At 54.2% G+C, this 25,689-nt stretch carries 22 protein-coding genes; 21 read left to right on the top strand and 1 reads right to left on the bottom strand.

Translation table 11 applies throughout. From position 1 onward, the window contains the following. Position 1 precedes the first annotated feature (1 nt). A complete protein-coding gene (gene pcaD / locus AB9F29_RS10175; RefSeq protein ID WP_369755580.1) occupies positions 2–793 on the bottom strand; it encodes a 3-oxoadipate enol-lactonase in 792 nt (263 codons plus the stop codon). Positions 794–1,215: 422 nt separating this feature from the next. On the opposite strand from pcaD, the gene hmgA reads away from it, so the two are divergent. The 21 genes from hmgA to AB9F29_RS10070 all read left to right on the top strand — a co-directional run bounded on the left by hmgA (position 1,216) and on the right by AB9F29_RS10070 (position 25,637). Beyond that, positions 1,216–2,577, top strand: coding sequence for a homogentisate 1,2-dioxygenase (gene hmgA, locus AB9F29_RS10170; RefSeq protein ID WP_369755579.1), 1,362 nt, complete (start codon positions 1,216–1,218; stop codon positions 2,575–2,577). Positions 2,578–2,655: 78 nt separating this feature from the next. Continuing rightward, positions 2,656–3,918 carry a fumarylacetoacetase gene (gene fahA, locus AB9F29_RS10165; RefSeq protein ID WP_369755578.1) on the top strand — a complete coding sequence of 421 codons (1,263 nt, stop codon included), beginning with the start codon at positions 2,656–2,658 and terminating at the stop codon, positions 3,916–3,918. A 105-nt stretch (positions 3,919–4,023) separates the two neighbouring features. Further along, positions 4,024–5,025, top strand: a complete 1,002-nt coding sequence (locus tag AB9F29_RS10160; RefSeq protein ID WP_369755577.1) for a Gfo/Idh/MocA family protein — start codon at positions 4,024–4,026, stop codon at positions 5,023–5,025. 3 nt (positions 5,026–5,028) lie between these two features. Continuing rightward, positions 5,029–6,603: an acyl CoA:acetate/3-ketoacid CoA transferase gene (locus AB9F29_RS10155; RefSeq protein ID WP_369755576.1), complete on the top strand. Its 1,575-nt coding sequence runs from the start codon at positions 5,029–5,031 to the stop codon at positions 6,601–6,603. Beyond that, positions 6,600–7,382 carry an enoyl-CoA hydratase/isomerase family protein gene (locus tag AB9F29_RS10150; RefSeq protein ID WP_369755575.1) on the top strand — a complete coding sequence of 261 codons (783 nt, stop codon included), beginning with the start codon at positions 6,600–6,602 and terminating at the stop codon, positions 7,380–7,382. Before AB9F29_RS10155 ends, AB9F29_RS10150 begins: the two co-directional genes overlap by 4 nt. Next, positions 7,372–8,895: an aldehyde dehydrogenase family protein gene (locus AB9F29_RS10145; RefSeq protein WP_369755574.1), complete on the top strand. Its 1,524-nt coding sequence runs from the start codon at positions 7,372–7,374 to the stop codon at positions 8,893–8,895. Before AB9F29_RS10150 ends, AB9F29_RS10145 begins: the two co-directional genes overlap by 11 nt. A 38-nt stretch (positions 8,896–8,933) precedes the next feature. Next, entirely contained in the window at positions 8,934–10,184 is a 1,251-nt protein-coding gene (locus AB9F29_RS10140) for an ABC transporter substrate-binding protein (RefSeq protein ID WP_335583460.1), read from the top strand. 73 nt (positions 10,185–10,257) lie between these two features. After that, positions 10,258–11,154: a carbohydrate ABC transporter permease gene (locus AB9F29_RS10135; protein WP_039000402.1), complete on the top strand. Its 897-nt coding sequence runs from the start codon at positions 10,258–10,260 to the stop codon at positions 11,152–11,154. Further along, positions 11,154–12,035, top strand: coding sequence for a carbohydrate ABC transporter permease (locus AB9F29_RS10130; protein ID WP_335583458.1), 882 nt, complete (start codon positions 11,154–11,156; stop codon positions 12,033–12,035). Before AB9F29_RS10135 ends, AB9F29_RS10130 begins: the two co-directional genes overlap by 1 nt. Before the next feature lie 4 nt (positions 12,036–12,039). Further along, a complete protein-coding gene (locus AB9F29_RS10125; protein ID WP_369755573.1) occupies positions 12,040–13,155 on the top strand; it encodes an ABC transporter ATP-binding protein in 1,116 nt (371 codons plus the stop codon). A 24-nt stretch (positions 13,156–13,179) separates the two neighbouring features. Beyond that, the gene (locus AB9F29_RS10120) at positions 13,180–14,676 is read left to right on the top strand and encodes a GMC oxidoreductase (RefSeq protein WP_369755572.1); all 1,497 of its coding nucleotides are present in this window, start codon (positions 13,180–13,182) and stop codon (positions 14,674–14,676) included. Continuing rightward, the gene (locus tag AB9F29_RS10115) at positions 14,673–15,434 is read left to right on the top strand and encodes a 3-ketoacyl-ACP reductase (RefSeq protein WP_369755571.1); all 762 of its coding nucleotides are present in this window, start codon (positions 14,673–14,675) and stop codon (positions 15,432–15,434) included. Before AB9F29_RS10120 ends, AB9F29_RS10115 begins: the two co-directional genes overlap by 4 nt. A 7-nt stretch (positions 15,435–15,441) precedes the next feature. Further along, on the top strand, positions 15,442–17,037 hold the full coding sequence (locus tag AB9F29_RS10110; RefSeq protein WP_369755569.1) for a GMC family oxidoreductase: 1,596 nt from the start codon (positions 15,442–15,444) through the stop codon (positions 17,035–17,037). Positions 17,038–17,040: 3 nt separating this feature from the next. After that, positions 17,041–18,201 carry a dihydrodipicolinate synthase family protein gene (locus AB9F29_RS10105; RefSeq protein WP_369755568.1) on the top strand — a complete coding sequence of 387 codons (1,161 nt, stop codon included), beginning with the start codon at positions 17,041–17,043 and terminating at the stop codon, positions 18,199–18,201. A 10-nt stretch (positions 18,202–18,211) separates the two neighbouring features. Beyond that, positions 18,212–19,240 carry a LacI family DNA-binding transcriptional regulator gene (locus AB9F29_RS10100; RefSeq protein WP_369755566.1) on the top strand — a complete coding sequence of 343 codons (1,029 nt, stop codon included), beginning with the start codon at positions 18,212–18,214 and terminating at the stop codon, positions 19,238–19,240. A gap of 10 nt (positions 19,241–19,250) precedes the next feature. Beyond that, positions 19,251–19,559 carry a Dabb family protein gene (locus AB9F29_RS10095; protein WP_369755565.1) on the top strand — a complete coding sequence of 103 codons (309 nt, stop codon included), beginning with the start codon at positions 19,251–19,253 and terminating at the stop codon, positions 19,557–19,559. Positions 19,560–19,621: 62 nt separating this feature from the next. Continuing rightward, positions 19,622–20,308 (top strand): fumarylacetoacetate hydrolase family protein, encoded by a 687-nt coding sequence (locus AB9F29_RS10090; protein ID WP_369755614.1) that lies wholly within the window; start codon positions 19,622–19,624, stop codon positions 20,306–20,308. A gap of 150 nt (positions 20,309–20,458) precedes the next feature. Beyond that, a complete protein-coding gene (locus AB9F29_RS10085; RefSeq protein WP_369755564.1) occupies positions 20,459–22,039 on the top strand; it encodes an ABC transporter substrate-binding protein in 1,581 nt (526 codons plus the stop codon). A gap of 24 nt (positions 22,040–22,063) precedes the next feature. Continuing rightward, positions 22,064–23,038, top strand: coding sequence for an ABC transporter permease (locus AB9F29_RS10080; RefSeq protein WP_369755563.1), 975 nt, complete (start codon positions 22,064–22,066; stop codon positions 23,036–23,038). Next, positions 23,038–23,940 carry an ABC transporter permease gene (locus AB9F29_RS10075; RefSeq protein ID WP_369755562.1) on the top strand — a complete coding sequence of 301 codons (903 nt, stop codon included), beginning with the start codon at positions 23,038–23,040 and terminating at the stop codon, positions 23,938–23,940. The genes AB9F29_RS10080 and AB9F29_RS10075 overlap by 1 nt, the downstream gene beginning before the upstream one ends. Next, positions 23,940–25,637, top strand: a complete 1,698-nt coding sequence (locus AB9F29_RS10070) for a dipeptide ABC transporter ATP-binding protein (RefSeq protein WP_369755560.1) — start codon at positions 23,940–23,942, stop codon at positions 25,635–25,637. Before AB9F29_RS10075 ends, AB9F29_RS10070 begins: the two co-directional genes overlap by 1 nt. The last annotated feature ends 52 nt before the right edge of the window (positions 25,638–25,689 follow it).

The following is a 25,689-nucleotide window of genomic DNA, read 5'->3' as shown; positions in this document are numbered from 1 at the left end:
CTTACTGGTTAAGGGGGCGCCAAAGATCGTTCACGTGGCCGGCGATGATTTCGGGGACCTCAAGGCAGGGCAGATGCCCAACCCCTTGGATGATTTCCAGTTTTGAATTCGCGATCAAGTCAGAGAGTGCACGCACAAGTTCGGGCGGCGTCGCTTTGTCTTCGGAGCCGCCAATGCAGATTGTGGGGACGGTGATTGCGCGGGTTGATACGGTCAGGTCCGCGTCGCGAATGGCTCTGCATGTTTGCGCATAGCCCTCGACGGTGGTTCGCGTCAGCATGTTGCGATATCCCGTCAATTGCGCGGATTTAGTCTTGTGGAATTCTGCTGAAAACCACCTTTCCATCACCGCATCCGCCATGGGTTCTAGGCCCGTGGCTTCGACCGCGTCGATGCGTGGGTTCCACGTGGCGTCGTCGCCGATTTTGGCGCCCGTGTTACTCAACACAAGTCCAGCGACCAGGTCGGGGCGAAGGGCAGCAAGAGATTGGGCAATCAATCCACCAACGGACACGCCGCAAATGATGGCCGCTGTGAGGCCAAGATGGTCCATCAAATCGGCCACATCTTGAGCGAGGCCTTCAATGCTAATCGCTCCCATATCACTCAAGCCGTGCCCGCGTTTGTCCATCATCAATTTAGGAACATCCGGCAACCTGTCTGCTACACCCTGCCAAATCCGAAAATCCGTTCCCAAGGAGTTGAGGAAGACAATCGGCCTCGCTCCCTTAGTTCCGGAGTGGAAGCTGTAGTGCAAATTGGTGTCGCGGATTCTTTCGAATTGTAATGACATAGTGTGGCTGCCCGTTATCCAAGGGTGGAGCGTACCAGCTGCGGTACGCGTTTTCAAAAACCTGCGGCGCGAAACCGCACTGACCTAATACATAACGTATCACAGGCTGATCTGCGTGCACTTCATTTTTTATGTCTGTGATGAACTTAGTGATGGAGAGTGGTTAAGTATATATATTAAATTCAATAGGTTACTATTCGATTCTAATGCGTCACATCAACCTCAGTGGGCAAGCGACACTATCTAAACATGCGACCTCACACGCGCTATCAAAATTCCTCAGGCATGTTTTTTGCTAGGGTTTGACAGAAGCGCCCCGAAAGTTTCGGAAATGTCTAGTACTACGTTTTAGGAAAAACAAGCGTTGTTAGTTACAAAAGCAACTGATATTTTAGACGCAATGGCAATTGTCGGAGGCCTCCATGAATACGCAAATTCCACCACACCGAATGGTTCAGGCCCCGTCCTTGCCGGGACCCAACACGGGTTACATGCCCGGGTTTGGCAATGACTATGAGACCGAAGTGCTTGAGGGGGCGTTGCCACAGGGCATGAATAGTCCGCAGAAATGCAACTATGGTCTGTATGGTGAGCAGCTTTCTGGGACCGCATTTACGGCTCCAAGCCATCAAAACGAACGCACGTGGTGTTATCGAATTCGTCCGTCGGTTAAGCATTCGCACCGATATGAAAAAATCGATCTGCCGTATTGGAAATCCGCGCCGAACGTCCTGAATGATGTGACCAGCCTTGGGCAATATCGCTGGGATCCGGTGCCCCACGGCGATCATCCGCTGACGTGGTTGACGGGCATGCGCACGATGACGACGGCGGGAGATGTGAACACCCAAGTCGGCATGGCGACCCATATTTATCTGGTCACTGAAAGCATGGAAGACAGCTATTTCTTCTCGGCAGACAGCGAAATGCTGGTGGTGCCACAGGAGGGGCGGCTGCGGTTTTATACCGAGCTTGGTATTCTGGATGTGGAGCCTAAGGAAATCGCGATTATCCCGCGCGGGCTTGTGTATCGCGTCGAAGTGCTTGAGGGGCCTGCCCGCGGATTTGTCTGCGAGAATTATGGACAGAAATTTGAGCTGCCGGGGCGGGGTCCGATTGGGGCGAATTGTATGGCCAACCCGCGCGACTTTAAGGCGCCTGTTGCAGCCTATGAAGATCGCGAAGTGCCCTCAACTGTGACCGTGAAATGGTGCGGCCAGTTCCATGAAACCAAGATCGGCCAGTCGCCTTTGGATGTGGTGGCGTGGCACGGAAATTACGCGCCGGTGAAATATGATCTGCGGACGTATTGCCCTGTAGGGGCGATCTTGTTTGATCATCCAGACCCTTCGATTTTTACCGTTCTGACGGCGCCTTCGGGGCAAGCTGGGACGGCCAATATCGACTTTGTGCTGTTCCGCGAGCGCTGGATGGTGGCCGAAGATACTTTCCGTCCGCCTTGGTACCACAAGAATATTATGTCCGAGATGATGGGCAATATTTATGGCAAGTATGATGCCAAACCGAAGGGGTTTGTGCCCGGCGGGATTAGTTTGCACAATATGATGTTGCCGCATGGTCCAGATAAAAATGCGTTTGAAGGCGCGTCGAATGCCGACCTCAAAGCCGAGAAACTCGACAACACGATGTCGTTTATGTTCGAGACCCGTTTCCCCCAACATCTGACCGCATTCGCCGGTAAGGAGGCGCCGCTTCAGGATGATTATATCGACTGCTGGGAGAGCCTTGAGAAGAAATTCAACGGGACTGCGGGCAAGAAATGAAACGGTATATTATGTTTAAGTCGCAATGAAATATGTGATGGATCGCGCCGATCAACAGCAAATTATTAAGGGGATATCATGACGAAATTGCATCGCTCTTGGGTGGAAAGCGCCAACAACGCCTCAACTTCTTTCCCACTCAATAACTTGCCGTATGGTGTGTTCTCTGTAGGCGAAACCTCTCCGCGATGCGGGGTGGCTATCGGGGACTATATCCTTGATATTCAATTGCTTGAAGGCACAGGGCTGCTCGACTTTAACGGCGCATTTGGGGGGGGCTCGTGGAACGCGTTTATGGCACAGGGCCGCAGCAAATGGGACGCGCTGCGCACGCGTTTAATCGAGTTGTTGGCCGAGGGAAGCAAAGAGCAGGAGCGCGTCGCAGCCTACTTGGTGGCGCGCGACGAGGCCACCTTACACATGCCCCTTCAAGTGAGCGAATACACCGATTTTTACGCAGGCATTCAGCACGCCAAAAATATGGGTGAAATCCTGCGTGGGTCGCCAGATTTGCCCGCGAATTGGTTGCACATTCCCATCGGTTATAATGGGCGCGCGTCCTCGATTGTGGTGTCGGGCACGCCGATCCACCGCCCCAACGGCCAGACCAAAGCGCCGGACGCCGAGGTGCCATCCTTTGGCCCAACCAAACGCTTGGACATCGAATTGGAATTGGGCGCCATCGTGGGGGCGGGCACTAAGTTGGGCCAACCGATTACGGTGGATGAGGCCGACGACATGATCTTTGGCTATGTTCTGCTCAATGATTGGTCTGCGCGCGATATCCAAGGCTGGGAATACCAACCGCTAGGCCCGTTTCAAGGCAAAGCCTTTGGCACAAGCATCAGCCCGTGGATCGTAACGTCTGCTGCGCTAGACCCCTTCCGCGCGGGGACACCACCACGTGAAAAGGCGCTGCTACCCTATTTAAACGGCACAAAAAAAGGGTTGTATGACATTGATCTTGAGGTGCTGATGCAACCCAAAGGGGGCGCGACAGCCACCGTAATCAGCAGAACCAACTACAATCGCATGTATTATTCCGCCGCCGAACAACTGTGCCACCACGCGAGCAGCGGTTGCGCCATGAACACGGCGGATATGTTGGGGTCGGGCACAATTTCGGGGCCCACACGCGCCGAGTTTGGGTCGCTCATGGAACTCAGCTGGGCAGGGCGCAAACCTTTCGCCTTAGACACTGGCGAAATCCGCAGCTTCATCGAAGATGGTGACACGCTAACTTTGCGAGGTAAAGCGCAAGGGGACGGGTATATCATTGGGTTTGGCGACTGTAGCGGGATGATCCTTCCCGCTGTAACTCGTTGCCGCTCAGAAGTCTGACAAATAGTATTCTATAACTAAATTCCAAAAATGTGTTGACTGGCTGGAACGTTCCAAATAATAGTGGATTCGAAATTGGAACGTTCCAAATAGTTAGGAGATAGTATGAACTGGGGATTGATAGGGGCGAGCACGATTGCAGCCGGGCATATGATTTCGGCGATCCGGTCTTGTGCGGACAATCAGATCATTTCAGTGCTCAGCACAAATGCTGAACGGGGTGCGGAGTATGCAAAGACGCATGATATCATGTCCTCCACAACGGATCTTGAGGCGATGCTTGCCGACCCGAATCTTGATGCCGTCTATATCTCAACCACAAACGAAAAGCATAAATTTCAAGCGCTTGCTGCGATTGCTGCGGGCAAACATGTGCTGTGTGAGAAGCCTTTGGCGATGTCCTGTGCGGATGCGCTTGAGATGGTCAATGCTGCCGAGGAGGCGGGCGTTATTCTCGCGACGAACCACCATTTGCGCAACGCTGGGTCGCACTTGAAAATCAAAGAGTTGATCGATGCGGGCCGGATTGGCGATGTGCAGGCTGTGCGCGTTTTCCATGCGGTTTACCTACCTGAATCGCTTCAAGGCTGGCGTATTAACAATGCGGCGGCGGGGGGCGGTGTCATACCAGATATCGTTGTGCATGACGCGGACACGGTTGGCTTTCATCTCGGGGAATATCCGTTGGAAGTTACGGCGATTGAGGCCTCCGGCAGTTTGGGGCAGGGGGTTGAGGATTCAGTCATGTCTGTCTGGAAAATGCCGTCAGGAATATTGGTCCAGACCCATGAAGGTTTCACGCTTCGCCACGCCGAAACGGGTCTCGAATTTCATGGCACCAAAGGGTCGATCATTGCTAAAAACGTAATGACGCAACAGCCCATTGGGCAAGTTGAGTTGCGCACGGCGGACGGCGTTGAGGAGATTAAGTTCAGCGATCATAATCTCTATGCGCGGTCGATAGATCGCTTTATGGGCGCGGTTGCAGGGCAGGGACAGCCTGCTGCGACAGGGCGCGATGGCATGCGATCGCTTGCCGTCGCCGCAGCCGTCAAACAGGCCGCGACCACGGGAACCCGCGTCGCTGTCAATTACGGAGGCTTGTAAGCCATGCCCTCGAAGATTGTGTCCGCCGCAGAGGCGGTCTCGAAAATTAAGGACAGGGACGTTGTAACTGTGTCGTCGTCGTCTGGATTGGGGTGTCCTGATCTGGTGCTTAAGGCGCTCGGCGACAGGTTCGCACTGGAGGGCCGTCCTCGCGATTTGACCACGCTGCATCCCATTGCTGCGGGCGATATGTACGGCATCAAAGGTATCGACCATCTTGCGCAAGACGGCTTGCTGGCGCGGATCATTGCGGGGTCCTATCCCAGCGGGCCGTCCTCTTTGCCGATGCCTGCTATTTGGGAAATGCTGACCGAAAATCGCGTGGCTGCGTATAATGTGCCGTCGGGTATTCTGTTTGATATGCACCGAGATGTGGCCGCCAGAAGGCCGGGCGTTTTGACCAAAGTGGGGCTTGAGACATTCGTTGATCCAGCGCGGGAAGGCTGTGCGATGAATGAATGTGCCGCCGCTGAACCAATTGTCCATAAACTGGAATTTGCGGGGGAAACATGGCTGCATTTTCCAAATATCGTACCCAATATTGCGATTATTCGCGCCACCACCGCCGACGAACGCGGCAATCTCACCTTTGAACATGAAGGTGCAACGCTTGGCGCGTTAGATCAGGCAATTGCCGTGCGCAATCATCGTGGCATCGTTATCGCGCAAGTGAAACGTGTGACGGCGGCGGGTTCGCTCCGTCCACATGACGTGCATATCCCCGGACATTTGGTCGATTATGTAGTGATTGACCCCGATCAAAAACAGACAACAGAAACCACGTATGATCCTGCGATTTCGGGGGAAATTATGCGTCCGTGGGACAGTTTCTCCCTTCCTGAATATGGCGTCGAGAAGGTTATTGCGCGCCGCGCTGCGATGGAGCTGAAGGAGGGGGATACCGCCAACCTAGGGTTTGGAATTTCGGCGAATGTGCCACGGGTCCTTCTGGAGGAAGGGCATCCGCAATCGGTGACGTGGACGATTGAACAAGGTGCTGTCGGCGGCGTCCCATTGACTGATTTCGCCTTTGGCTGTGCCTCCAACGCGGATGCGATTTTGCCGTCGCCAACGCAGTTTACCTACTTTCAAGGGGGCGGGTTTGACGTCTCGTTCCTGTCGTTTTTAGAGGTAGATCGCGACGGAAATGTCAACGTGTCAAAGCTGGGGAAGAAGCCCTATTTGACGGCGGGATGCGGCGGGTTCGTCGACATCACGGCCCACGCTCGCAAGATTGTTTTCTCGGGATATTTCGCCGCAGGTGCCAAATTGGAAGTGTCCGAGAGCGGAATTCGGGTCACGGCACAGGGGAAGTTTACCAAAATGGTAGAGACGGTTGAGCATGTTACCTTTGCGGGGCAACGCGCGCGACGCCAAGGGCAAGACGTTATCTACATCACCGAAAGATGCGTGATACGTCTGGAAGACAACGGTCTCGTTGCCTTCGAAATTATGCCCGGAATTGATCCGGAGGTTGACATAATCGCCGCAAGTGAAGGTCGCGTTGCTGTGGCTAAAGACGCTAATATTATGCCGCTTTCACTGCTGTCCGAAGGGAAGATGGGGTTGAAGCTATGAGCAATGTACATCTTGATCTCACCGATGGTGTCGCAGAGTTGCGACTGGATAATCCCACCAAACTCAACGCCTTGACGCCCGCAATGCTTGCCGACCTTGAGCGCCATTTGACTGTACTGGAAACGAATGCCGATTTGCGTTGTGTCGTCCTTACGGCGCAAGGGGATCGCGCGTTTTGCGTGGGGGCAGATATCAACGCGTGGGCGGACTTGTCGCCGATGGATTTCGCACGCTATTGGATCCGCAGCGGTCATCGGATTTTTGACCGTATCGCGCGCCTTCACGTGCCGACAATTGCGGTGCTTTCGGGCCACGCTTTTGGCGGCGGGCTGGAACTCGCGGCTGCCTGTGATTTGCGTGTAGCGAGCCCGCGCGCAACGCTGGCCCTTCCTGAAACAGGGGTTGGGATTGTGCCTGGATGGTCCGGAACACAGCGCCTAGTTCAGTTGATGCCAGCGGCCGTTCTCAAAGAACTTGTCCTAACGGGGCGTCGGTTAAGTGCTGAGCGCGCCTATACATTGGGGTTTGTGAATTCCGTTTCCGATGATCCGCGCGGCGACGCATTTGCTATGGCCGCCGAGATAAAAACCAAGTCGCCACAGGCCACTGAGGTGGCGAAATATATGTTGGCGGCGGCGCTAAATGAGGACCGCAGCGCCATGATCGAGGCTTTAGGCGGTGCGGTTATGGCCGCCTCGCCAGACAAAACCGAAGGGGTTGCCGCGTTTCGCGCCAAACGCCCTGCAAATTTCAAGGATATTTCCCGTGATGACTCATGATCTGACGCTGATTTCTGGAGCGGGTGCTGTTCCTGCCCCCACGGATGTTTTTATTGCGCAGCACCTCATTAACGGCGCTTGGGTCTCCAGTGCGTCTGGCCAAACGTTTGATCGTTTTTCGCCCGCCAATGGACAGTTGGTGACGCAGGCCACTTTGGGGGGAGAGGCCGAAGTCGAGGCGGCGATTGCTGCGGCCCGTACTGCGTTTGATGATCGGCGTTGGTCGGATACCTCTGGCAAGGAACGTGCGACATTTCTGTTGAAAGTTGCCGACCTTATCGACGCCAATCGGTCGCGCATTGCCCTGTATGAAACGATGGAAAGCGGCAAGCCCATCGCCCAAGCCGAAGCGGAAATCGAAGGTGCAGCCGACATCTGGCGCTTTGCGGCCTCGCTTGCCCGCACGATCCATGGTGACAGCCACAACACGCTCGGCCCCGATATGCTCGGAGTTGTCCTCAAAGAGCCGATTGGCGTTGTTTCAATGATTACGCCGTGGAATTTTCCGTTCCTTATCGTGTCGCAAAAACTGCCCTTTGCCTTGGCGGCAGGCTGTACCGCCGTTATCAAACCCTCCGAGTTGACCTCGGCAACCACTGTGATCCTCGGCCAGCTTTTGATCGAGGCCGGATTGCCTGCTGGGGTCGTGAATATCGTTTTGGGCTACGGCGATCCTGTCGGCGCAAATCTCACCAATCATCCCGATGTCGATATGGTGTCGTTTACCGGCTCCACGGCAGTTGGAAAAGCGATCGTGGCCGCAACCTCCAAAACGTTAAAGAAAGTCTCGCTGGAACTTGGCGGCAAAAACCCGCAGGTCATTTTCCCCGATGCCGATTTGGATGAAGCCGCAGATGCGATTGTGTTTGGTATATATTTCAATGCGGGCCAATGTTGCAATTCTGGTTCACGGATTATCGTACATCATGATATTGCTGCGGTGCTAATACGGAAAATTGTTGAATTATCACGCAAGGTTCCATTCGGTGATCCGCTGAACCCGTCCACAAAGGTAGGGGCTATTATTTCTTCACAACACCAAGCCAAAATAGACGGTTATGTAAAAGAGGCAGTTAAGGCTGGCGCAACCGTTGCGATTGGCGGCGCGCCCCTTACCATTGACGGGATGTCGGGCGAGTTTTATCAGCCGACGGTCGTGGCAAATGTGACCAAAAATATGGCAATTGCCTCTGAGGAGGTCTTTGGACCCGTTTTATCCGTCCTAACGTTTACAACATTTGACGAAGCTTTGGAAATCGCGAATGGTGGCGATTATGGATTGTCGGCGGGAGTCTGGAGCCAAGATATTAGCACCTGTTTGAAATTTGCACGGCGGGTTCAAGCGGGAACTGTTTGGACCAACACGTGGATGGACGGGTTTGCAGAGCTGCCTTTTGGCGGCGCGAAAGAAAGTGGATTAGGCCGGGAGTTGGGCCACCACGGAATGGATGAATATCTTGAGACAAAGACCGTTCAAATGAGGATCGGCAAAACGCGCTCCAGATGGGTCTAAATCCATAAAGACGACAACGCAAAAAGGGAGGAAACCAAATGCGTAAATTTATGAAACTTACTACTTCTACTTTGGCCACACTTGCGATCACGGGCAGCATGGCTGTTGCCGAAGATGTTGAGGTCCTACACTGGTGGACGTCTGGGGGGGAGGCCGCAGCGCTTAACGTGCTCAAGCAAGACCTCGAAAGCCAAGGCATCGGTTGGCAAGATATGCCCGTTGCGGGCGGTGGCGGCGATGCGGCGATGACCGTTTTGCGCGCACGTGTTACAGCAGGAAACGCACCAACAGCCGTTCAAATGTTGGGCTTTGATATCCTCGATTGGGCCGATGAAGGTGCCTTGGCGAACCTCAACGATGTTGCAGCCGCTGAAGGCTGGGACGCGGTTGTGCCAGACGCATTGCAAGCCTTTTCCAAGGTGGATGGCCAGTGGGTTGCAGCCCCTGTTAACGTCCACTCGACCAACTGGGTTTGGGCAAATAAAGCGGTGCTAGAAGCCAATGGTATTGCTGTTCCAACGACATGGGAAGAGTTCGAAGCGGCGGTAAACACCCTCGCAGCAGCGGGCCTCACCCCCATCGCTCACGGTGGCCAAGCTTGGCAGGATGCGACCATTTTTGATGCGGTTGTCATGTCTACGGGCGGCCCTGATTTTTACAAGGCGGCCTTTATTGATCTTGATCCCGAAGCACTGGGTTCGGACACAATGAAACAAGCGTTCGACCGCATGTCTTTCATTCGCGCAAATGTGGATGACAACTTCTCGGGTCGCGATTGGAACCTTGCAACGTCGATGGTCATTAATGGCGAAGCGGGCTTCCAAATGATGGGCGATTGGGCCAAGGGCGAATTCTTGAATGCGGGTAAAGTTCCCGGCGAAGATTTCCTTTGCTTCCGCTTTCCAGGCACCCAAGATCAAGTCACGTTCAACGCGGACCAATTCGCGATGTTCAGCCAAGGCGATACGGTATCGGATGAGCAAGCAGCCCTTGCAACAGCGATCTTGTCACCGTCCTTCCAATCGGCGTTCAACGTGGTCAAAGGCTCCGTTCCTGCCCGCACTGATGTGAGCGACGAGGCCTTCGATGCCTGTGGTAAACAAGGCATTGCCGATCTCGCAGCCGCTTCTGCATCCGGTAATCTCTATGGATCAATGGCGCACGGCCACGCATCGAATGCGTCCGTTAAGAACGCGATCTATGACGTTGTAACCGCGCACTTTAATGGCGAGTACGACAGCGAAACAGCGACGTCAGAATTGGTCGACGCAGTCTCCATCGCACAATAAGATCTCTACATCTGGGCCGACCTCGCGTGGGTCGGCCCACCCTGCAATCGCTTTCAAAAACAGGGAGAGCACTATGGCGCAGCCAACTGCCCAGCCAGATTTCAAAACACGCCTACAAAACTGGATTCCCAAGCTCGTCCTGTCTCCCTCGGTGGCGATGGTCTTTGTCTTTGTCTATGGATTTATCATTTTCACCGTCTATCTGTCGTTTACCGACAGTCGGATGCTCCCCAGTTTTGGCTGGGTCGGATTTGAGAATTATGATAAGCTTTTTCGCCTAAGCCATTGGACGATTGCCCTCAAAAATCTCGCCATTTTTGCCTCGCTTTATATCATTATTTGTACGGTGATCGGCCTTGCACTGGCGATCTTCCTTGACCAAAAAATTCGCGGCGAGGGCGTTTTGCGCCCGATCTATCTCTATCCCATGGCCTTGAGCTTTATTGTGACGGGTACGGCATGGAAATGGCTGCTCGACCCCGGAATTGGGCTTGAACATACCATGCATCTTTGGGGCTGGACCAGCTTCCAATTCGATTGGATCAAGAACCGCGACTATGCGATTTACACCGTGGTCCTTGCCGCCGTCTGGCAAACCAGCGGGTTTGTCATGGCGATGTTCTTGGCTGGCCTGCGCGGCATAGACAACGAAATCCTCAAAGCGGCGCAAATGGACGGGGCCTCCAACTGGAACCTCTATCGCCGCATCATCATCCCGCAATTACGTCCCGCGTTTCTGTCTGCTTTCGTGATCCTGAGCCACCTTGCGATCAAGTCCTACGACCTCGTTATCGCCTTGACGGGCGGCGGTCCAGGGCGCGCGACAGAACTGCCCGCAACCTTCATGTACTCCTATACGTTCTCGCGAAATCAGATGGGAATTGGGGCCTCAAGTGCTGTGATCATGCTCATGACAATCGCTGCGATTATGATCCCCTACCTCTATGCTGAACTCAAGGAGGGCAAATAATGTCTGCTGCTTCTGCCGATAGCGCCATCCGCACAGGTCGTGTGACGCGCGTCTTTATCTATCTGTTCTTGCTCCTTTTTGTCCTGTTCTACGCGCTTCCCTTGTTTGTGATGGTGGTGAACTCCCTCAAACCTTTGGCCGAGATTACGGGCGGTAACATGCTTGCCTTGCCCGAAATCTGGACCTTTGACGCATGGCGCAGTGCGTGGTCGACTGCTCAAATTGGTGTCGAGCCAACGGGCCTGAAACCCTACTTCTGGAACTCCCTCAAAATGGTGGTGCCTGCCGTTGCGATTTCGACCGTCTTGGGGGCGTTGAATGGCTATGTGCTTACGAAATGGCGGTTCCGCTATGACACATTGCTCTATGGGTTGGTGCTGTTTTCCTGCTTTATCCCGTTCCAAATAGTGCTGATCCCAATGGCCCGCGTTCTTGGCTTGTTGGATATCGCGGGAACAACTTCTGGCCTTGTGTTGGTGCATGTCGTCTACGGTGTCGGCTTCACCACGCTCTATTTTCGCAACTACTACGCCGCGTTCCCAACGGAACTTGTGCAGGCTGGGATGATCGACGGCGCGGGTTTCTTTCGCATCTTCTGGCGCATTCTTTTGCCAAGTTCAGGGCCGATCATCGTGGTGTCCGTTATCTGGCAATTTACCAATATCTGGAATGACTTCCTGTTTGGCGCATCCTTCGCGGACTTTGACAGCCAGCCGATGACCGTCGCCCTCAACAACCTCGTTCAGAGTTCGACTGGGGTCAAAGAATACAATGTCCACTTCGCAGGCGCGATCTTAGCCGCCCTGCCAACACTCCTCGTCTACATCGTCGCTGGTCGGTACTTCGTCCGCGGTTTGATGGCTGGCTCAGTGAAAGGCTAATCCAATGGGTTTTCTCGATATTAACAATGCAACGAAATCCTATGGCTCCGTGCAAGTGCTGCACAATGTGGATATATCTGTTGAAGAGGGGGAGTTTCTGGTCCTCGTCGGCCCCTCCGGCTGTGGCAAGTCTACTCTGCTGAATATGATCGCGGGTCTAGAGGAAATCACGACGGGCGACATCAGTATCAAGGGCAACCTTATGAACGGGGTGCATCCCTCGCAACGCAACATCGCGATGGTGTTTCAAAGCTATGCACTTTACCCGAATATGACCGTGGGTAAAAATATCACCTTTGGCTTGGAAATGCACGGAGTGCCCAAACCCGAGCGCGAAAAAGCCTTGGCGGATGTGGCCAAACTGCTCCAGATCGAACCGCTTTTGGACCGCAAACCGGGGCAACTTTCGGGCGGCCAACGCCAACGTGTGGCGATGGGGCGTGCCCTTGTGCGCAAACCGGATGTGTTTTTGTTTGACGAACCATTGTCGAATTTGGACGCCAAATTGCGGGTCGATATGCGGACCGAGATCAAGAAACTGCATCAAAAACTCGGTACAACCATCGTTTACGTGACCCACGATCAAATCGAAGCCCTGACTCTGAGCACGCGGATCGCGGTAATGAACGGCGGTTATGTACAGCAATTAGGCACGCCGAAGGAAATCTACGACACCCCCGCCAACCTGTTTGTGGCCTCCTTTATGGGGTCTCCGTCGATGAATTTACTGCCCATGACTGTGCAGGTCGAAGGCGAGTCCGTTTACGTAAAAACCCAGACCAAAGACGGCGAAGGTGTGCGTCTGAAATGCGTGAATTCCGCCAATGCATTGCGCGCCTACGACGGACAACAAATCACCATGGGCATTCGTCCTGAGGCGATCACCGACCCAGATGGTGCCGACCAATCTTCGCGTCATATTGAGGCGGTTCAAGCCCGTGTCGAAGTAACCGAACCCGCGGGATCAGACACTTTTGTCACCTGCACCTTCGGCGGATTTGAATGTGTCGCACGGATGCGTGCGGATGCCGAAGTTAAGCCGGGTGAAATTGCTCCGTTTGCGATCAATATGGAAAAAGCGATTCCGTTTGATCCGCAAACAGAAAACCGCATTGCCTGATTGGCACAAGGGAGTTTTGGCTTTGTGAAACCCGAAATTGTCATCATCGGCTCTGGAATGGGCGGCGCAACTTTGGCTGCGTCCCTCGCTCCAACCGGCGTTCAAATTGTCATGCTGGAACGTGGCGATTATATGCGCGCAAGTCCCGAGTGTCGGGACGACGACGCCATTTTTAAACGCGGATTTTTCCGATCTGAAGAGCAGTGGCTTACGCCGTCGGGCGCAGGTTTTAGCCCCGGCAACTTCTATTATGTCGGTGGAAACACGAAATTCTACGGCGGTGTGATGTTGCGCTATCGCGCCGAGGATTTCGCAGAGATGCAACATTTAGGCGGAACCTCCCCCGCATGGCCGCTTTCTTACACGGATTTCGCCCCTTGGTATGACAAGGCCGAAGCGCTTTTTGATGTGCGTGGCCACGCGGGCGAGGACCCAACAGACCCTATTCGCGCGGGCGCATATCCCTTTCCCGCAGTCCCAGATGAGGCATCTATTGCGGATGTCCGCGCACGATTGCGCCGTGCAGGCGTGTCGCCCGCGAGCCTGCCGTTGGCCGTGGACATCGAACATTGGCTCAAGGGGGGCGACGACTCTTGGGATGGCCATCCCGACACAACGGGGGCCAAGCGCGATGCGCAAAGTGTTGGCATTGCCAAAGCAAAACAATACGAGAATTTCACGCTCATTACGGGCGCAATGGTTACGCGTTTGCAGGCGGATTCAAAACAGCGGATCACCGAAATTCACTATGAAAAAGACGGTGAATTTCACACCCTCAAGCCCAAAATCGCGATCTTATCCGCAGGTGCGGTGAATTCGGCGGCGTTGCTTCTGCGCTCGGCGAACGACGCACATCCCACAGGGCTGGCCAATAGCTCTGATCTTGTCGGGCGGCGGTTCATGAACCACAATTGCACAGCCCTCATGGCGATAAATCCGTTGCGGCTCAACACCGCAATCTATCAGAAAACGCTGTATTTCAATGACTTTTACTTAAAGGGGGGCCCGAATAATTCCCCCTTGGGCAACATGCAATTGCTTGGGAAAATCACAACACCCATCCTTCGCTCGCAGGCCCGTATACCCACGCGCGTGGCGGATTGGATCACCCGACATTCGGTCGATTGGTATGCCATGAGCGAAGACCTTCCGTCGCTTGAAAGCCGCGTGACGGTGAAGGGGGACCAAATCGTTCTGGATTGGAAACGCTCGAACTGGGAATCTCATGAGGCCCTTGTTGCACAAGCAAAAAAAGTGATGCGTAAAGCAGGCTATCCTATCTTGCTTTCCCGAGCTTTCGACCGTGCGACTCCTTCGCATCAGTGCGGTACCGCCGTTTTTGGCACCGACCCAAAAGCAAGCGTTTTGGACCTGCATTGTCGTGCGCATGATCACCCAAATCTATTCGTCGTCGACGCCAGCTTTTTGCCAAATTCCGCAGCTGTGAACCCCGCGCTGACCATTGCCGCTCAGGCGTTGCGTGTCGCCGAGCATATCAAACACAAGGACCTGAAAGAATGAAACCGGTTGCCCTGATCACAGGTGGACAAAAAGGCATTGGCCTTGGAATCGCCCACGCCCTTGTGGAAAACGGCTATCGGGTGGCGCTTGCTGCCGACAGTGCGCCTGATAGTGTCGCGGTGCGTGACGCCCTTGCGGAGCTGGGCGAGGACGCGCGGTATTTTCAGCACGACCTACGGGATATTGCCGCCGTTGATCGCCTATTGGATCAAATTGAAGCCGATTGTGGACCCGTCGCAAGCCTTGTCTCAAACGCAGGGGTGCCCGCAAAATTGCGCGGCGATTTGCTGAACCTCACCCAAGATAGCTATGACTTCGTGATGGACGTTAACCTCAAGGGGGCGTTTTTTTTGGCCCAAGCGGTGGCACAGCGGATGCTCGCTTCGCCTGCAAGCGCAAACTATCGTTCCATCGTATTTGTGACCTCCGTCAGCGCCGCGATGGTGTCGATTGAACGGGGGGAATACTGCCTGTCTAAAGCGGGGGCGGCGATGATGGTGCAACTCTTTGCTGCACGACTGGCGGAGGACGGCATTGGCGTGTTTGAATTGCGGCCCGGAATTATCGAAACCGATATGACCGCCGGCGTAAAGGACGCCTACACGCCCCGCATTGAAGGTGGCTTGGTTCCTGCAAAACGATGGGGTATTCCAAGCGATATCGCAAGCATCGTGGTGCCTCTTGTGCGGGGGAAAATGGCCTTCGCCAATGGGGCGATTATTCCAGTGGATGGTGGCTTGTCCATCCATCGATTGTGAGGGTGCAATGACCAAATCATATGACTTTATCATCGTCGGCGGGGGCTCGGCTGGGTGCGTTTTGGCCGCGCGATTGTCCGAAAATCCACAGACCTCTGTTCTTTTGCTTGAGGCTGGCGGGCGCGATTGGCACCCCTTCTACAAGATGCCCGCAGGCTTTGCGAAAATGACCAAGGGCATTGGCAGTTGGGGTTGGCATACCGTTCCGCAAAAGCACATGAACGATATGGTGATCCGCTATACGCAGGGTAAAGTGATCGGCGGTGGGTCGTCGATCAATGCTCAGATTTACACGCGTGGCAATTCTCTGGACTATGATGAATGGCGGCAGATGGGGTGTGAGGGGTGGTCTTATGAAGGCGTCCTGCCGTATTTTCGCAAGTCCGAGGACAATGACACGTATGGCGGAGAATTTCATGGGCAAGGCGGGCCCTTGGGGGTTTCCCAACCGCGCGCGCCTTTGCCGATTTGCGACGCATATTTCGGCGCAGGGGCCGAACTCGGGATTCCGCGCAACCATGATATGACGGGCGAGACGCAGGACGGAGTTGGTTTTTATCAATTGACTCAACGGGATGCGCGCCGTTCTTCAACCTCGGTTGCCTTTCTTGATCCCGCTCGAGGGCGGCCCAATTTGACCGTGCGGACCGATGCAATGGTCCGGAAGATCCTTGTCGAAAATCACCGCGCGGTTGGTGTTGAAGTTCTGGCGAAGAACGGCGCCGAAACTCTGCACGCCAATGCAGAAGTCATCGTCTCGGCGGGCGCAATCGGCTCGCCAACCCTGTTGATGCGTTCGGGTATCGGTCCCGCCGATCACCTGCGCGACGTAGGCGTAGATGTGATTTTTGATCAGCCTGAAGTGGGATCAAACCTACAGGATCATCTTGACCTTTTTACAATTTCGGAATGCACGGGCGACCATACCTATGACAAATATGCCAAGCCGCATTGGTCGGTGGTCGCGGGCCTGCATTACATCTTCTCCAAAAGCGGGCCCGTCGCTTCCAGCCTGTTTGAAACCGGTGGCTTTTGGTACGCGGAGGAGGGGGCGCGTTCGCCCGATATTCAATTCCACCTCGGACTTGGGTCGGGGATTGAGGCCGGTGTTAGCAAAATGCGCAATCCGGGTGTGACGCTCAATTCGGCCTATTTGCGGCCCCGTTCGCGCGGAACCGTGCGCCTTGCGACTGCGGATCACGCAGATGCGCCGTTGATTGATCCAAACTACTGGGCCGATCCGCATGACCGCGAGATGTCCATTCGCGGGCTCAAACTTGCCCAAGAAATCATGCGGCAGGATGCCCTTAAGCCCTTCGTGCAGTCGGAAATCCTTCCGGGAAAAGATGTGCGCACGGAGGAGGATTATTTCAACTTTGCCTGCCAAAACGCCAAAACCGATCATCACCCCGCAGGCACATGCCGGATGGGCGCGGACGCGGCGGCAGTAGTTGATCCACAGCTTAAATTCAACGGGATCGCTGGATTGCGGGTCGTGGATGCCTCGATCATGCCACGCCTTATTTCCTCGAATACAAATGCGCCGACGATCATGATTGCGGAAAAAGCAGCCGACATGATCCGCGCTGAACATGGACTTTGACAGATGCGCTTACCCACATATGAAAATACGCTCAAAACCTACACATTGATTGGCGATCCATTGGTGCCGCAAGTGCCGTCGGTTCCTTTTACCCGCACAGCGTTTGCCGCCGCGCATGTGGTTTCTGATCCGTTGGCCGAACGCGCGCCATGGGTGGGACGCCCTGCGGTGGATTGGGAAAATACACTTAAGTTTCGCCACACGCTTTGGGATCAGGGTCTCGGGTTGGCGGAAGCGATGGACACAGCCCAACGCGGGATGGGGGTTGATTGGCTCACAGCCAAGGAATTGATTGAACGCACGATGATCGAGGCCAAAGCGCATCCGTTAAAACCGCGCGTCGCCTGTGGTGCGGGCACCGATCAATACGACATCAGCGCGTTGACCTCCGAAGACATGCTCATTCGCGCCTATTCCGAACAAATGGAAGCGATTGAGGCGGCAGGTGGCCAAGTCATCATCATGGCAAGCCGCGCTATGGTTGCTGCGGGAACGGGTCCAGATTTCTATGCCCGTGTTTACGGTCGCTTGATTGAGCAGGCCAAGGAGCCAATCATCCTGCATTGGCTTGGCGATATGTTTGACGCGCAACTCAAAGGATATTGGGGGGCGGAGGATCTGGATGCCGCAGCGGACTCCGTTTTGGACATCATTACGGCGCATGAAGACAAGATCGACGGCATCAAAATATCGCTGCTGGAACAAAGCCGCGAGGAGGCCTTTCGGGCGCGTCTTCCAGAGTCTGTGCGCCTTTATACCGGCGATGATTTTAACTACGCCGCCTTGATCGAAGGGGACGGAACACGGTTTTCACACGCTTTGCTCGGGATATTTGCCGCCATCGCTCCCGCCGCCTCGCAAGCGCTTACGGCCTTGGCCAAAGGCGATTCCGCAACCTTCCATGCGCTTCTTGGCCCCACGGTTCCGCTCAGTCGGGAGATATTCAAAGCTCCGACGCAGTTCTATAAAGCAGGCATCGCTTTCCTCGCATGGCTCAATGGCGCCCAGAGCCATTTTATTATGCCCGCCGGGTTCCAATCCTCGCGTGAAATCGCGCATTACGCCGAGGTGTTTCGTTTGGCCGATCAGGCCCGCCTCCTGAGCCAGCCGGATTTGGCTGTCCATCGAATGAAGCAACTTTTATCTCTGCATGGAATCGAATAAAGGTCATTGAATGAACAAAAAGCCAACAATAATCGACGTCGCCGCCCATGCGGGCGTGTCAAAGTCGACCGTTTCGTTGGTGGTTCAAAACAGCCCCTTGGTCAAAGACGACACGCGCAAATTGGTGCAGGAGTCGATGAAAGCGCTCAATTATGTCCGCAATCGCGCCGCCGCAACCTTGCGCGGATCGGGCACGGGGCTTGTTGGGCTTGTGATCAATGACCTGCGCAACCCGTTTTTCACCGAATTTGCAGCAAGCGCACAGATGGCGTTTTCCGATCATGGGCTGGCCACGGTGATTGCAAATTCAAATGAAGACCCGAAAATTCAGCACCAAGTGATCCAATCCATGCTTGAACATGAGGTTTCCGCGCTTTTGATTTCTCCGTGTTATGGCGACACAAAAGGGACCTTTGATGCAATCGCGCAGTCGGGCATTCCAACCCTTCAGGTGTTGCGACAAGCGGATATGCGCGCGGATATTTTTCCGTTCTACTCGCTTGATTATGGTGCGGGCAGTCAGTTGGCGGTTGAGCACTTGATCGGTCAAGGCATTCGCGAGATTGCCTTTGTCGGCGGCGAAAAGGGCGTGGCCATTACTAGCGAACGAATGTCGGCCTATCAAACTGGAATAATTGATAAGGGCTTGCAGGGGCATGTTTTTCACGGGCGGGCCACGCGGGTCTTTGGTCGGGAAGTCGCTTTTAAACTGCTCAGGGAGCATCCGACAGTCAAAGCGGCAATCTGTTTCAATGATCTCGTTGCCTTGGGGATGATGTCCGCATTTGCCCAATCGGGGGTTGTTGTTGGCAAGGATTTCTTTTTGATCGGGTTTGATGACATCGAAGAATGCAGCCACGTCTATCCAAAGCTTAGCTCGGTTCATTGCGATATCGCAGAATTTGGGCGGCAAAGTTCGAGGATCGTTCTGGATTGGCTTGAAACGGGGATTCAGCCTATTTGCCCCGACCGTGCTCCGGTGCATCTGGAAATCAGACAGTCGAGCGTCGTGCCCTCATCTTTGCAATCACCAGAATAAGGAATTTCCCATGTTGAAGCACTGTGTTTTCGTCGATTTTCAACTGCAATACACACAAAATGAGCGCGACGCCGTTTTGGCGGGGTTCGCCGAGGTGGCCGCGGACGTGCCCGGAATGCTGGACTATTGCTTTGGCCCCAACCTCGATTTTGAGAATAAATCCCCAGCGTACCGCGATGGGTTTGTCGTGACGTTTGAAAATCGTGACGCTCTTTTGGCCTATGCAAACCACCCGCATCACGTGGCCTTGGGCGCACGAATGGTCGCGATGTGCAACGGCGGATACGATGGAATTATTGTATTTGATTTAAGTGTTTGAGTTTTAAACGGACTTATCTTCCCCTAGTTTCGGGGGCGTTAAAGATGAAATTGGAGAAAGAAATGGCCAAATACGCCTTTGAGATGCCTTTGGCTGCTGCGCTGCCTATTGCCGGTACTGATGCGCTCTTCCCCGTAAGACGGGTATATTGCATTGGTCGTAACTACGCCGCACATGCGCTTGAAATGGGCCACGACCCAGATCGAGAACCGCCCTTTTTCTTTCAGAAAAACCCGAACAACCTTGATGCTTCGGGCGTGTTTTCCTACCCGTCTCAATCCAGGGATGTGCATCACGAAATCGAAATGGCCGTGATGTTGAAGTCTGGCGGCACCAATATTCCTGTGACCGAGGCGATGGCCCATGTGTTTGGCTATGGCGTGGCCCTCGACATGACGTGTCGTGATTTGCAGGCGCGCATGAAGAAAATGGGTCGCCCGTGGGAAATCGGCAAAGCTTTTGAGCATTCCGCGCCGATCACTCAAGTTTACCCTGCTTCAATGGTTGGCCATCCTGACCAAGGGCGCGTTGAATTGAAGGTGAATGGCGATATTCGTCAAGAGGGCAACCTGAACCAAATGATCTGGAAGGTGCCGGAAATGATTTCCTATTTGTCGGAGTACTTCGAACTTGCACCGGGCGATGTTATTCTCACGGGAACGCCTGCTGGGGTCGGACCTGTTGAGGTCGGGGATGTGATGGAGGCCACAATCGAGGACATGGGAAAGCTGGTCGTAACGGTCGTTTGACACGCTACTTGTGTGCGCAAACACATTTACATAGGCTTGCCAATCAGACTTTGGCGCGGACTCATCACTTTTTCGATAGTTGACGCTTGCAAGTGTGGCGGTAAAACTGTTTCCAACTAAAAAGTCAAAAAAATCCACGGGAGATACTCAATGAAATCGACAAGTTTTATGCTGAGCACAGCCTTAACGGGACTGTTTGCATTGACCGCGACACAAGGTTCCGCAGAAACATTTCGTTGGGCCTCAACGACGGATGCGCAAACGATGGACCCACATGCCGTCAATTCGACACCGGTTCTGTCGTTTCTGAATAATATCTATGAAGGGCTTGTGCGCCGCGGCCGAGACATGGCGATTGAGCCCTCGCTGGCCGTCTCTTGGGAACCACTATTTGGCGAAAATGGCTGGCGCTTCAACCTGCGCGAAGGTGTGACTTTTCAGGACGGCTCCGCGTTTAATGCGCAAGATGTTTTGTTTTCATACGAACGGGCTTCCGATGAGGCGGCGGACACGCGGTCTTGGTTTGCACCGGTTTCTGAAGTGCGTATTGTGGATGACTACACAATTGATTTTGTGACCACAGCGCCAAATCCATTGTTCCCAGACAGCATCGCGAATTTCATGATTTTGGATCAGGGGTGGGCCGAGAGCAATGACGCAGCGCTCCCTGCCCGCGACGCCGAGAATTTCGCCACGATGAACGCCAACGGAACTGGGGCCTTTGCCTTGTCCAGTCGCGACCCAGGGGTTGAAACACGTCTGTCGCCTAACGCCACATGGTGGGGCGACGTCGAGCACAATGTGACAGAGGCCATCTTTACGCCCATCGGCAATTCGTCTACCGGATTGGCGGCTTTGCTTTCAGGAGAAATTGACTTCATTCAACCCATTCCATTGCAGGATGCGGAACAAGTCGAAGGCCGCGATGGCTTTAAGGTTTTGGAAGGCGAAGAAACCCGCGTGATCATGTTTGGCTTTGGACATGAGCACGACGCGTTGCTGTATTCTTCTGATGTCACCGATGCCAACCCCTTTCAGGACTCCAAAGTCCGGCTTGCTGCGGCCCATGCGATTGACATGGATGCCATTGATCGCGTCATCTTTCGCGGGAAAATTGAGGCAGCAAATCAGTTGGTACCTGAAGGCATTTCCGGCTACTCAAACGCCCACACCAACCGGCCGGAATACAATCCCGAACGCGCAAAAGAATTGCTGGCCGAGGCAGGCTATCCCGACGGATTTTCCTTCGGTCTGAAATGTACAAACGACCGTTACATCAACGACGAAGCCCTCTGTCGTGCCGCCGCATCCATGTTTGCCGCTGTGGGTCTGAATGCTGAGTTGAGTACCGGACCCGTGCGCGATTACTGGACACAACTTCGCGAAGACGATTTCGATATGTTCTTGTTAGGTTGGTCCCCCGGCACGTTCGACGCCGAGCACCCGATCCGCTTTTTGCTGAACTCGCAAGACGATGAGAAAAAGCTCGGATCGTGGAACTTTGGCAACTATTCCAATGCACGCGTCGATGAATTGCTGCCACTGATCCAAGAGGAAATCGATTCCACTACACGTCAGACTATGATCGACGAGGTCGTTGAGATCACCCAAAACGAGGTGGCCTATATTCCATTGTATACACAGCCGTTGATCTGGGCATCCAAAGACAATATCGACCTTACCCAACGTGCGGATAACTTCTTTATCTTGCGCTGGGTGACAGTGAACTAAGAAAAAAATCGAGATATCAAGGCGATGGCATTGTTTATATTCAAGCGGTTGATCCAATCCGTATTTGTGATGATCGCCGTCGCCTTTTTGGCTTTCTCGCTATTTCGCTTCGTTGGCGATCCGGTGAGCCAAATGACGGGGGTCGAGACTTCGGTCGCCGACCAAGACAGACTGCGCGAGGAATTGGGGCTGAATGATCCAATTGTTGCGCAGTTTTATCGCTTCACCAGTGATTTGCTACATGGCGAGTTCGGCTATTCCTATCGAACGCGCCAACCCGTGGCCTCCATGATTGCCACACGTATTCCTGCGACGCTCGAACTTGGGGTTGTTGCCCTGCTGATTTCGCTGCTTGTTGGTATTCCGGCGGGCGTCTTTACCGCCCTACGGCCAAAGGGTCTCACAAGCCAAACGATACTTCTAACGACCCTTGTTGGGGTGTCCATTCCGACCTTTGTTATTGGCATTCTCTTGATCTTTCTGTTCGGGGTTCAGCTGGGTTGGTTGCCGACATTCGGACGGGGAGGGACCGTTCAAATTGGTGGCTGGACGTCGTCGCTCTTTACTTTGGATGGCTGGAGGTCGCTCCTTTTGCCAGCGCTGACCTTGGGCATTTACCAACTCACATTAACAATGCGACTGGTGCGCGCCGAGATGATGGAAGTGATGCAATCGGATTATATCCGCTTTGCCACCGCGCGCGGCATTCCGTATCGTTCACTGTATTTCCGCCATGCTTTGGCCAATACGATGATCCCCGTTATCACGATCATTGGCTTGCAATTTGGCGGCGTGATCGCCTTTTCCATCGTCACCGAAAGCGTGTTCCAATGGCCGGGGATGGGGCTGTTGTTCCTTGAATCCATTCGGTTTGTCGATATTCCGGTGATGGGCGTCTATTTGGTTGTCATCGCGTTTTTCTTTGTCCTCGTGAATTTGCTGGTCGATTTATTATACATCGCGATTGATCCACGGTTGCGCGTGAAGGAGGACGTCTGATGTTGGGGCGTATTTGGCACAGCGACGGGATGTGGCTTTTCTGGCGTAGCCCTGCGGCCATTCTGGCGGCGATTGTTGCCATTGTAATTATTGGTGGCGCGCTTCTCTCGCCTTGGATTGTCGCGACCAGCCCCTATGATCTCGCGTCGTTTTCGCTGATCGATGGCCTCCTGCCTCCGCTTTGGCAGGGGGGCGATCCGCGCTTTCCGTTGGGGACGGACGATCAGGGGCGGGATATGATCGCGGCGATATTATTTGGCGCACGGCTGTCGCTCACCATCGGGTTGATGGCGATGGCGATTGCCTCAGTGTTGGGCATTGGGCTTGGCCTTGCCGCGGGGTATTTCGGCGGCCGGTTTGATGCCATTGTAATGCGTATTGCCGATGTACAACTGGCGCTTCCCGCGATCCTGACGGCACTTTTGATTGATGGAATTTCGCGCGGATTATTGCCGCCGGATGTTCAACAGAGCTTTCGCGTGGCGGTTTTGACACTGGCCATTGCGCTATCCCTTTGGGTGAATTTTGCCCGCACGGCACGGGCATCGGTTTTTGTGGAACGCAACAAAGATTACGTTCAAGCGGCGATCATGATGGGGCAACATCCTTTGCGGGTGATGACGTATCATATCCTGCCAAATATCCTCGGCCCGCTGTTGGTCATCATGACGGTCGACCTTGCTTCGGCGATTTTGCTCGAAGCGACGTTATCTTTTCTCGGCATCGGCCTCCCCGCCGACAGCCCGTCTCTCGGCACGTTGATCCGGATTGGTATGCAGTTTTTACTGTCGGGTGAGTGGTGGATTCTCTGGGTGCCCACGCTGTTCCTTGTGGCGCTTGTGGTGTCGATTAACATCCTTGGCGATTTTCTGCGCGACGTTTTTAATCCGAAGGTGCGATGATGCTGGAAGTTTCAGGTCTTACTGTCGAATTTCCGGGGCGTCATGGGGTTTTTACCGCCATCGAGGACGTGTCCCTGACGATTGCTCCGGGGGAAATCCATGGGCTTGTCGGTGAAAGCGGGGCGGGGAAATCGACCATCGGCGCGGCCATAATCGGCTTGCTACAGCCTCCCGGTCGGATCGCTGCGGGCACATTAAAGTTAGATCAAACCGACCTGCGCGGCCTCTCGCCAAATGAGGCGCATAACGTGCGTGGTAAGCGTATTTCAATGATCTTTCAAGATCCGCAAACCAGCCTCAATCCGTTGATGACCATTGAGGATCAATTGATCGAGACCATCCTTGCGCATGAACGGATCGACGCCAGCGAAGCCCGACAACGGGCGATCGACCTGCTCGAAGAAATTGGCATTGAAAACGCAGCGCAGCGCATCCGCGCCTATCCGCACCAGTTTTCGGGCGGGATGCGGCAACGGGTTGTGATCGCCTCGGCGCTTTGTACGAACCCCGAATTGATCATTGCGGACGAACCGACAACCGCTTTGGACGTTGCCGTTCAGAGCCAAGTTTTGGAATTGATACGCAGAACAGCAGACACCCGTGGCATTGGTTTTCTCCTAATCACGCATGACATTGGCGTCATCGCCCAAATTACCGATCAGGTGACCGTGCTGCGCGGGGGAAAGGTTGTTGAAACGGGGCCAACCGAGCAAGTTTTGGGCGCGCCGCAACATGAATATACCCAAGCCTTGATGGCGGCGGTTCCTCCGCTAGATCATAAAATGCAACGCTTCCTTGTGCCAGAAAGTACCTTGCCGTCTACGGTGCAGGCGAGCGAGGATGCGAGCGAATGGCTTCGGCAAGGCGCGCAAACTTTGGGTGAAGGGCTGGATGTTACAGATATTACGGTGCGTTTTTTCGGAACTCGCACGAGCCTTTTTAAAAAGCCTGCGCCCTTCGTCGCGTTGGATAACGTGTCATTTTTGGTCAGGCCGGGAAGCGTTACGGGACTGGTCGGCGAAAGTGGGTCAGGGAAATCGACGCTTGCGCGGGTGATTTCTGGGATGATTCAACCCGCGACGGGCCACATGCGCCTTGGCGACGACGACTTGCCCCTTGCGCGCGATCGTGGCCGAAAAGACCCTTCACGCAGGTTGATTCAGATGGTCTTTCAGGACCCTTACTCGAGCTTGAACGGTCGACACCGGATTGGCGCGATCCTGTCAGAGCCATTGTCCCTGTACGGGCTTGAACCAGATGCCCGGCGACGGCGGGCACTATGTGCCGCGATGATCTCATTGGTGGGCTTGCCAGCGGACACAATCGACCGTTATCCGCATCAGTTTTCCGGCGGCCAACGTCAACGGATCGCCGTTGCGCGGTCGCTCTTGGCGCGTCCGCGAGTGCTGATTTGCGATGAGCCGACCTCGGCGTTGGATGTGTCCATTCAAGCGCAAATCCTTAATCTGCTCAAAGATTTGCAGGATCGCTTTGGGCTAACGATCCTATTCATTAGTCACAACCTCGCCGTGGTGCGGCAGATGGCCGATGATGTTGTTGTTTTGAAGGGCGGGCAAGTGATTGAGGCGAGCCCTTCAGAGCAGTTCTTTGAAAATCCTCAAAGCGACTATTCCAAAACCCTGTTGTCCCTCACGCCGTCAATGTCGTTACGAAAACCTTCGCATTCTCTGGGGTAAGTCACGTATGTTTTTGCTGTTAGAAAGCTTGCGAATGCGAAGTATTAGTCGC

This window comes from Falsihalocynthiibacter sp. S25ZX9 (assembly GCF_041205405.1).
Classification (GTDB): Bacteria; Pseudomonadota; Alphaproteobacteria; order Rhodobacterales; family Rhodobacteraceae; genus Falsihalocynthiibacter; species Falsihalocynthiibacter arcticus.
This window is presented reverse-complemented; position numbering and strand designations above follow the sequence as displayed.

Coding starts and splice junctions, on each gene's coding strand:
- pcaD (WP_369755580.1), bottom strand. CDS start 793: ATGTCATTACAATTCGAAAGAATCCGCGACACCAATTTGCACTACAGC.
- hmgA (WP_369755579.1), top strand. CDS start 1,216: ATGAATACGCAAATTCCACCACACCGAATGGTTCAGGCCCCGTCCTTG.
- fahA (WP_369755578.1), top strand. CDS start 2,656: ATGACGAAATTGCATCGCTCTTGGGTGGAAAGCGCCAACAACGCCTCA.
- AB9F29_RS10160 (WP_369755577.1), top strand. CDS start 4,024: ATGAACTGGGGATTGATAGGGGCGAGCACGATTGCAGCCGGGCATATG.
- AB9F29_RS10155 (WP_369755576.1), top strand. CDS start 5,029: ATGCCCTCGAAGATTGTGTCCGCCGCAGAGGCGGTCTCGAAAATTAAG.
- AB9F29_RS10150 (WP_369755575.1), top strand. CDS start 6,600: ATGAGCAATGTACATCTTGATCTCACCGATGGTGTCGCAGAGTTGCGA.
- AB9F29_RS10145 (WP_369755574.1), top strand. CDS start 7,372: ATGACTCATGATCTGACGCTGATTTCTGGAGCGGGTGCTGTTCCTGCC.
- AB9F29_RS10140 (WP_335583460.1), top strand. CDS start 8,934: ATGCGTAAATTTATGAAACTTACTACTTCTACTTTGGCCACACTTGCG.
- AB9F29_RS10135 (WP_039000402.1), top strand. CDS start 10,258: ATGGCGCAGCCAACTGCCCAGCCAGATTTCAAAACACGCCTACAAAAC.
- AB9F29_RS10130 (WP_335583458.1), top strand. CDS start 11,154: ATGTCTGCTGCTTCTGCCGATAGCGCCATCCGCACAGGTCGTGTGACG.
- AB9F29_RS10125 (WP_369755573.1), top strand. CDS start 12,040: ATGGGTTTTCTCGATATTAACAATGCAACGAAATCCTATGGCTCCGTG.
- AB9F29_RS10115 (WP_369755571.1), top strand. CDS start 14,673: ATGAAACCGGTTGCCCTGATCACAGGTGGACAAAAAGGCATTGGCCTT.
- AB9F29_RS10110 (WP_369755569.1), top strand. CDS start 15,442: ATGACCAAATCATATGACTTTATCATCGTCGGCGGGGGCTCGGCTGGG.
- AB9F29_RS10105 (WP_369755568.1), top strand. CDS start 17,041: ATGCGCTTACCCACATATGAAAATACGCTCAAAACCTACACATTGATT.
- AB9F29_RS10100 (WP_369755566.1), top strand. CDS start 18,212: ATGAACAAAAAGCCAACAATAATCGACGTCGCCGCCCATGCGGGCGTG.
- AB9F29_RS10095 (WP_369755565.1), top strand. CDS start 19,251: ATGTTGAAGCACTGTGTTTTCGTCGATTTTCAACTGCAATACACACAA.
- AB9F29_RS10090 (WP_369755614.1), top strand. CDS start 19,622: ATGGCCAAATACGCCTTTGAGATGCCTTTGGCTGCTGCGCTGCCTATT.
- AB9F29_RS10085 (WP_369755564.1), top strand. CDS start 20,459: ATGAAATCGACAAGTTTTATGCTGAGCACAGCCTTAACGGGACTGTTT.
- AB9F29_RS10080 (WP_369755563.1), top strand. CDS start 22,064: ATGGCATTGTTTATATTCAAGCGGTTGATCCAATCCGTATTTGTGATG.
- AB9F29_RS10075 (WP_369755562.1), top strand. CDS start 23,038: ATGTTGGGGCGTATTTGGCACAGCGACGGGATGTGGCTTTTCTGGCGT.
- AB9F29_RS10070 (WP_369755560.1), top strand. CDS start 23,940: ATGCTGGAAGTTTCAGGTCTTACTGTCGAATTTCCGGGGCGTCATGGG.